This window comes from Paraburkholderia tagetis (assembly GCF_022213065.1).
In the GTDB taxonomy this organism is placed as follows: Bacteria; Pseudomonadota; Gammaproteobacteria; order Burkholderiales; family Burkholderiaceae; genus Paraburkholderia; species Paraburkholderia tagetis.
In genome coordinates this window covers 133,823-140,755 of sequence record NZ_JAKLJA010000017.1, presented here as the reverse complement: position 1 = coordinate 140,755, position 6,933 = coordinate 133,823, and the positions used below count along the sequence as shown (strand labels likewise).

Below are 6,933 nucleotides of genomic sequence, written 5' to 3'. Positions count from 1 at the left end.
CACTGGGTGCTCGATGTGGCCTTCGGCGAAGATCAATGTCGCGTGCGGGTCGAAAACGCAGCGCAGAACTTTGCAATCCTGCGCCGCATGGCTCTGAATCTGCTCAAACGAGATACGACCACCAAAGCTGGGCTGAAAAACCGAAGGCTCAAAGCCAGCGCCAGTGATCCGTACCGCGAGAAGATCCTCGGCCTTTGAGCTTCATGCGATTGCCCTGCGGTTACGCCCCCTCGGCGAGGCCTGCCTTGCTCAGACGCGCCTCGAGAAGCTGTCTGCCGTACCGCAAGGTCGGCATCTCGAACTTGCGATACGAGAGGATCGCGAACCCAATCGCTGCGCACGGGAACACGATAAGGAACACGATCACCCTCAGCTCGGGGCTGATCGGAAGGTGAAACACCAGCAGCGAGCAGAGCCGCATGACGAACAGATGAGTCAGATAGAGGCTATACGAAGCGTCGCCGACCAGCAGCAGCAGCTTGGGGTACTCGACGTCACGGCGGCCCATCACCGTACCGGCAAAGATGGCGCCGGCCGGCAGCCCCCATCCGAAGCCGCGCATGGCGAATACGCCGTCCGACGGCGGGCCGAAATACATCCAGCCGGCAATGCCAGCCAGCACCAGCACGACCTGCGCGGGCATACCAATACGGAATCCTGACAATCTCGCTTCGGCCAGCAACGCCCCGAGCGCGAATTCCAGAATGATCGTATGTGTCCAGCTCTTCAGGATGACGTCGGTCGGATCGAAGAAGATGCCCAGCATGACGAGCGAGACGAATATTGCCAGCACCGCCGCGAACACGCGCCGCACGCCCAGCAACAGCACGAGCGAAATGACGACATAGAAGAACATTTCGTAGTTCAGCGTCCAGCCGAGCCCGAGCACCGGCTCCGGCGCCCCCGTTATGGGGTTGCTCGACGGAACGAACAGCAGCGAGCGCAGCACGTAGTCCACCGCATAGCCGTTCTTGTGCTTGAGCGCCGGCAGGACGAGGCCGATCAGCACCGACAGCAGCGTCACCGCCCAATAGAGCGGCACGATCCGCGCGATGCGTTCGCCGAGGAAGCGGGCCGCCGTCACGCCGCTCGAGCGCTTGCCGGAGATGATGTACATCATCACGAAGCCGCTGACGACAAAGAACAGGTCGACGCCAAACAGGCCTTTCGCGTTGACGAGCGGCCAGAGGCCCGGCGCGAGCGCGGCGTGGCTGCCGCCCACTTCGGTGGCGCCGTGACAGAAGATGACCAGGACTGCCGCGATGGCCCGTAGAACCTGAATGGAGCCTAATTTTTTCATGGCGTGAACCTCGTTCGGTTGGGCGCCGCGTGGCCGCGCGAGCGCCCTTATCGAGCAAGCCAGCGGGCCTGCCCGCCCTCCCCTGGCTCGACGCTCATACGCCGTCGAGCGCCTGCACTGGCGTAGCCGTCAAATCGACGATACGCATCGGCAGTGCTTCTTCCGGTCCGTGTGCGGGATCGAGTGTCCACACAGTGCGGCCATCGGCATCGCGTTCGCGCAGCGCGAAGCCGAAGTTCGCGTAATGCTGCTCGACCATGCGATTGCGCGCCATGGGCCGATACTCGCCGACGATGGTCCGCGCGCCCACCGCCTGTGCATACGCACAGAGCTTTTGCAGCACGGCGTGCTCCACCTTGCGTCCGAGCACGCGGCAGCTCATCAGCCACGTGTCGATCTCGAGCGCGTCCTCGCGCAGCCGCGCCACGATCACGCTGATCATGCCGTTGTCGGCGAACACGTCTTTGAGGCGCACCTGCAAGGTCAGGCAGTCGGCGGCGTTCTCAAACGCCTCCACGTCGGCTTCGGAGTAGCGCCGCGTCGTCAGGTTGAATTGATTAGATTTGCCGATCAATTGCGCGATGCGCGCGCGGCCCGGCGCGTCGAACGGCTTGAACGTGAGCTCCATGTCGAGCGAGCGCAGATAGGCGGCCAGGTCGCCCGCCTGCTGCTGGAGCGCCACGCGGCGCGCGTTGGCCTGGTAGAAGCCGGCGCGCGCGCGATCCTCGTCCGAATACAGCGTGGCCTCGAACGCGCCCGAGGCGAACAGCGTGCGCGCGTAGAGCGCCGGATCGTCGCCGACTTCGGGCACGCAGACCTGCGAGGTGAACTCGCGCACGAGCCCGCGCTCGGCCGGGTTGTCGTCGAGAAAGGCCATCGATTCGAGGCCGAGCGCGAGGTTCTCCGCGATCGCCGTGATGTTGCTCGCCTTGTCCTGCCAGTTCGCCTGGAACACGGCAATGTGCTCCTCGCGCAGCAGCATCTCGGGATGCTCGCGGAACGGCCCGCGCGCGACCTCGTCGTCGTTCTTCGACGAGACCGCGAGCACCACGCCGCGCTCGCGCAGCGCAAGCGCCGCGGCCTGCACGCTGCGATGCGCCTCGCCTACCGCATCGCCTTCGGCAATGCGGATGTTGTCGAGGCCGTCGTCGCCGATCACGCCGCCCCACACCGTGTTGTCGAGGTCGAGGATCAGGCAGCGGCGGCTCTTGCCGCGCCACGCCGCGATCACGCGGCACACGTGGTCGGCGTAGAGCGGCAGCGCGTCGTCGCTGAACGGCAGCTTGGCGAGATTCCACATGGCCGGGTCGTGCCAGGTCGCGAGCCCGACCGTCTCGGCAATGCCGGCAACATCGAGCAGCAGGTTCGGCGACTTGTCGAGGCCGTCGGCGAGGCGCCGGTTGAAGCCCTCGCAGAGCGTGCGCCAGGTGCCCGCCGTGCGGTAGTCGAGACTGCCGAACAGCGTCTCGGGCGGACGCGCGAGCGTCTGCACGATGCACACCGCGCCGCTGTTCTGGCGAATCCCGCGCACCACGAGATCGACGTGCTGGGCAGCCTCCTCGATCATCTGCGCACTCGCGGCTTCGTTGCCGGGCATCGGCTGCAATGGCAACGCGCGATGATCGAGCGCGAGCAGCACGATCTCGGGCCGCGCGCGATTGAGCGCCGAGTCGGCGGAAAGCGCGTCCTGCACCACCTGGTTGTAGCCGGTACCCACGCAGTCGAGCGCGAATCCGTGTCGCGCGGCGCTCGCCACCAGCGCGGCGCGCAGCGTGTCGCTGGTCGCGTTGCAGACGAGCCCGAGCGTGAGCGGCGTGAGCGGCGCGAGCGGTTCGAGACTGCGTCCGCTCTCGCGCGCGCTCGCGATCAGCGCGGCGAGCCGGTTCAACTGGCTGCTGTCGAGCGCATAACGCGCGAGCGCCGCGATCTGCGCGCCGGCTGGTTCTGTCGACGTGGCAATTGCGCGGCAACGTTGCGTGAAGTCGTCGGGCGCGGGCGGCAGCCAGCCAAGCTCGAGATAGAGGGAGGCGCTCATCGTCGCGGCCTCAGGCAGCGCCGAGCTTCTTGCCGATCAGCGCGACAAGCGCGCCGACGTTCGCGAGCCCGCTGATCTCGGCCGCCGAGAACTTCACCTTGAAGCGCTTTTGCACGGCGAGAATCAGCATCACGTGGTTGAGGCTGTCCCAGCCGTCGATGTCGTCGGCGGTGGTTTCTGCCGCGAGCGCCACGTCGCCGGTATCGAACAGGTCATCGAAAATCGGCTGAAGTTGCGAGTAGATCATTTGCTCGGTCATGCTGTCCCCCTTCGGGAAGGTGAGTCGATGTCAGGCCGCCGCGGGCGTGATCACAGCCGCAGCCTGCGGTTCGCTTCGAATTTCGCTTCGAATTTCGCTTCGAATATGAGCGCACGCCGTGTCGAGATGCAGCAGCTCGACGAGGCCGACGCCATAAACCATGTGGAACGACACCTTCTGTCCGCCGAACAGGATCGCGGGCGTAGGCGCGGAGACCGTCACGATCTCAATCTCTTTGCGCGCCATCGCGTCGAGCCACGCGTTCGCGTCGTGCGTCGCATAGCAGGTGTGGTAGATCGTCGGGCCGTGACGCAGGATGCGGTCGATCGGCGATGCGCCCTCGCCCGGCCAGACGACTTCGACCGCAGGCATGGCGTCGTGCGTCCACAGCGCGAGGTTCACGCGCTGTAGCGGGTCGTAAAGCGCCTCGCCGCGCGCATAGCCGAGGGCGTCGAGAAAGCGGAACGCCTCGTCGGGCGCGCTCACCGCGAGGCCGTGGTGGTGGAACGTCAGTGCGGCGTTCATGATTGCGGTCCTTTGCGGTTGGCGTGCGCGTCCACGGGTATCTCGGCGCGGGCGTCCACGGGCAGGTTCACAGGCGCATCCACAGACGCCCCGGCAGACTCACCGGCAGACTCACCGGCAGACTCACCCGCGCGCGCACCCGCAGACACACCCACCGGCACGCCGGCGCGCGCATCCACGCGGGCGACGAACGTCTGCACCGGCGTCGCGATGCGGCGCACCCACAGCGGCACGACGCGCGGCTTCGGATGCACTTCGTCGGAGAACCAGGTGTCGTTGTTCATGTCGCGCATATCGACGCTCGCGAATAGCGGGTCGTCGGCGTGCCGCGCGATAAACGCGTTCACGTCTTTCAGGTAATCGGCGTCGTAGCGCACGGCTGCGGAATGCCACGCCGGAATCGGCAGATTCACGATCACGACCGGGCTGTGATCCGCGCGCGCTTCGTCCACGAGCGCTTCGAGCGCCGCGAACTGGCGGCTGTCGATCCGGTTGTCGGGGAATGAGGCGAGCCAATAGGCGGTCTGCTCGCGCTTGTCTTGCGCCGTCGCCACATAGGCGTCGCGCTCGCTGTCCGTGCGGTTGGGCTGCGCGCCGAGGAACGCCGCGCGCACGGGTTCCGTCACGACACGCACGAGCTTCTCGAGCGCGATCACCGGATAGATCGCGATGGTGGCCGCCGGCAGCAGACGCTCGGGCACGACCGGCATCGGACCATGCGGCTCGCGGCGATAGAAGTCGTAGCGATACAACTCGGTATCGATCGCGGTCTGCATGGGCTGGCCCGCGGCGTGCGGCCAGTGCGCCGCGTCGGCGACGAACACGCCGTACCAGAGGCCGATCACGTAAACCGTGCGCGCGCGGTCCTCGGGCTTGATCGCGCGGCGCGTGAGCTCGAAGGCTTCGCGGATCTGCGTGACGTTCGAGCCGCTGAGCGCGGCGCTCACGACCGAAGCGCCCGACAGCTCCGCCTGGGTGAGCTTCACGGGAAAGCCGCCGACCGTGTTCGAAGCGCCGAGCAGCACCACGCGCGTGCCCGGCGTGCCGAGCACGTGGCGATTGAGCACGAAGTACTTCGCCTCGGTTTCGAATACCGTTTTGGACGCGGTGGAGGTATCGAAGGGCGCGCCGCGCCCCGGCAGCGGAAAGGCCAGCAGCGCGACGGCAATCAGCAGTGCGTAAAGCACGAGACACGCCGCCAGAAGTCTCAGGCCGGAGGTCAGGAGAATACGCATGATCAGAAGGCCCTGTAGACGAATTCGGGAGGCTGCGCATAGAGCGTGTTGACCGCCAGCGTCACGAGCAGCACGCCCGCGAGCGCGAACGCGGCGGCCAGCGGCCGCGCGGCACGGTCATGCGTGGCGGCGTTTGCTCCGTGGACGATGCGCGCGAATGCGGTCCACGCGGTCCATGCAGCCTGAGCCAGATCCGCCGCCGCGAAGCTCGCGGTGCCGAGCGCGCTCAACGCGACGAACGCAGCCAGCGCGCCCACGACGCCGAGCGCACGGCCGATCGTCGCGAGCTGGGCGAGGTCGACCCAGAGCGCCGTCACGCCCATCGTGAAATAAGCGAACGTGAGCCCGCGGCACAGATACACGTACCACGGCGCCTTGCACAGATCGCGATAGCGCGCGCGGCCGAGGCGCGCCGTCATGAACAGCTTGAACGCCTTGTTGACGCTCGCGCCAAGCCCCATCACCAGACCGTAGGCGACGAACACGGGCGTGGCGCCGTGCCAGATGCCCATCACCGCGAACGTGACGAAGAAGCCGAACACGCCGAACCACGGCGCGAGGCGCGGGTTCTCGAAGCGGCCCATCAGCGCGGCCAGCAGCGGATTGAACATGTAGTCGCGGAACCAGTTCGACAGCGTCATGTGCCAGCGGCCCCAGAAGTCGAGGAAGTTCGCCGCGAGAAACGGCTTGTTGAAGTTCTCGGGCAGGCGCATGCCGACGAGGCGCGCGAAGCCGATCACGACGTCGATGAAGCCCGAGAAGTTGTAGTAGAGGAACACGGTGTAGACGGCGGCAGTCGCGACGTAGCGCGCGCAGGCACTCGCGAGCGCGGGGTGCGCGCCCGCCTGCAACAACGCGGGACTGAGCTTGAAGAACACCACGTTGGCCGTGGCCGACACGGCGAGGATCTTGAAGTAACCCCAGATCACGCGGCGCATGCCTTCGTCCACGTCGGCGGCTTCGAGCGCGCGCGCGGCCTCGGCGTCAGCGCGATAGTCCTGAAAGCGCTGGATCGGACCCGAGATGAAGGTGAGGAAGTTGCAGGTGTAGTTGAAGTATTCCCAGACCGCGATGGGCTTGCCAATATCACCGCTCGCCGTATCGACGATCAGGTGAATGATGCGAAACAGGATGTACGAGAGCCCGAGCACGAGGTACAGGAACGGCAGTGTCGGCACGAAGCTCATGAACGAGTAGTGCTTGAGATACAGGAAGCCGACCACCACGAGCGCGATGGCCAGGCCCACCACGGCGCGGCTGTTCCAGCGCCGCACGACGCGCGTGGCGACGTAGCCGCCGACGAGCATCGCCGCGAGCGCGAGCGCCTGAGACGGCGCACGCAGATGGCTCGCAATGAACGCAACGTTTGCGAGCGCCAGCACGCTGGCGCGCCAGCGTGCGTCGCGCGAAGCGTTGACGAGGAATACGACCGCGACGCTGAAAGCAACGAATTGCCAGGACGTCAACTCCATGACTCCATCCCCGATATGAAAGTCGGCAAGAATTCCGTGAAAATCCGGCCGCAACCTGGCCGCAACCTGGCCGCACTCCGGCCACAATCCGGCCACGCCCGGTGGCC

General features: G+C 66.2%; 7 protein-coding genes. 1 reads left to right on the top strand and 6 read right to left on the bottom strand.

The features are described 5' to 3' along the window. Nucleotides 1–198: transposase (locus L5014_RS20485; RefSeq protein WP_420800107.1), on the top strand; the 198-nt coding region annotated here is incomplete at its 5' end. A gap of 22 nt (nucleotides 199–220) precedes the next feature. Here the strand turns inward: L5014_RS20485 and L5014_RS20480 are convergent. The 6 genes from L5014_RS20480 to L5014_RS20455 all read right to left on the bottom strand — a co-directional run bounded on the left by L5014_RS20480 (nucleotide 221) and on the right by L5014_RS20455 (nucleotide 6,826). Further along, a complete protein-coding gene (locus L5014_RS20480; RefSeq protein ID WP_238465569.1) occupies nucleotides 221–1,300 on the bottom strand; it encodes an acyltransferase family protein in 1,080 nt (359 codons plus the stop codon). A gap of 94 nt (nucleotides 1,301–1,394) precedes the next feature. Next, the gene (locus tag L5014_RS20475) at nucleotides 1,395–3,335 is read right to left on the bottom strand and encodes an HAD-IIIC family phosphatase (RefSeq protein WP_238465568.1); all 1,941 of its coding nucleotides are present in this window, start codon (nucleotides 3,333–3,335) and stop codon (nucleotides 1,395–1,397) included. A 10-nt stretch (nucleotides 3,336–3,345) separates the two neighbouring features. Further along, complete coding sequence (locus L5014_RS20470; protein WP_238465567.1) at nucleotides 3,346–3,594, bottom strand: acyl carrier protein; 249 nt, start codon at nucleotides 3,592–3,594, stop codon at nucleotides 3,346–3,348. Nucleotides 3,595–3,624: 30 nt separating this feature from the next. Then, entirely contained in the window at nucleotides 3,625–4,119 is a 495-nt protein-coding gene (locus L5014_RS20465; protein ID WP_238465566.1) for a VOC family protein, read from the bottom strand. Then, on the bottom strand, nucleotides 4,116–5,354 hold the full coding sequence (locus tag L5014_RS20460) for an SGNH/GDSL hydrolase family protein (RefSeq protein ID WP_238465565.1): 1,239 nt from the start codon (nucleotides 5,352–5,354) through the stop codon (nucleotides 4,116–4,118). The genes L5014_RS20465 and L5014_RS20460 overlap by 4 nt, the downstream gene beginning before the upstream one ends. Before the next feature lie 2 nt (nucleotides 5,355–5,356). Then, nucleotides 5,357–6,826, bottom strand: coding sequence for an MBOAT family O-acyltransferase (locus L5014_RS20455; RefSeq protein ID WP_238465564.1), 1,470 nt, complete (start codon nucleotides 6,824–6,826; stop codon nucleotides 5,357–5,359). Between the last annotated feature and the right edge of the window lie 107 nt (nucleotides 6,827–6,933).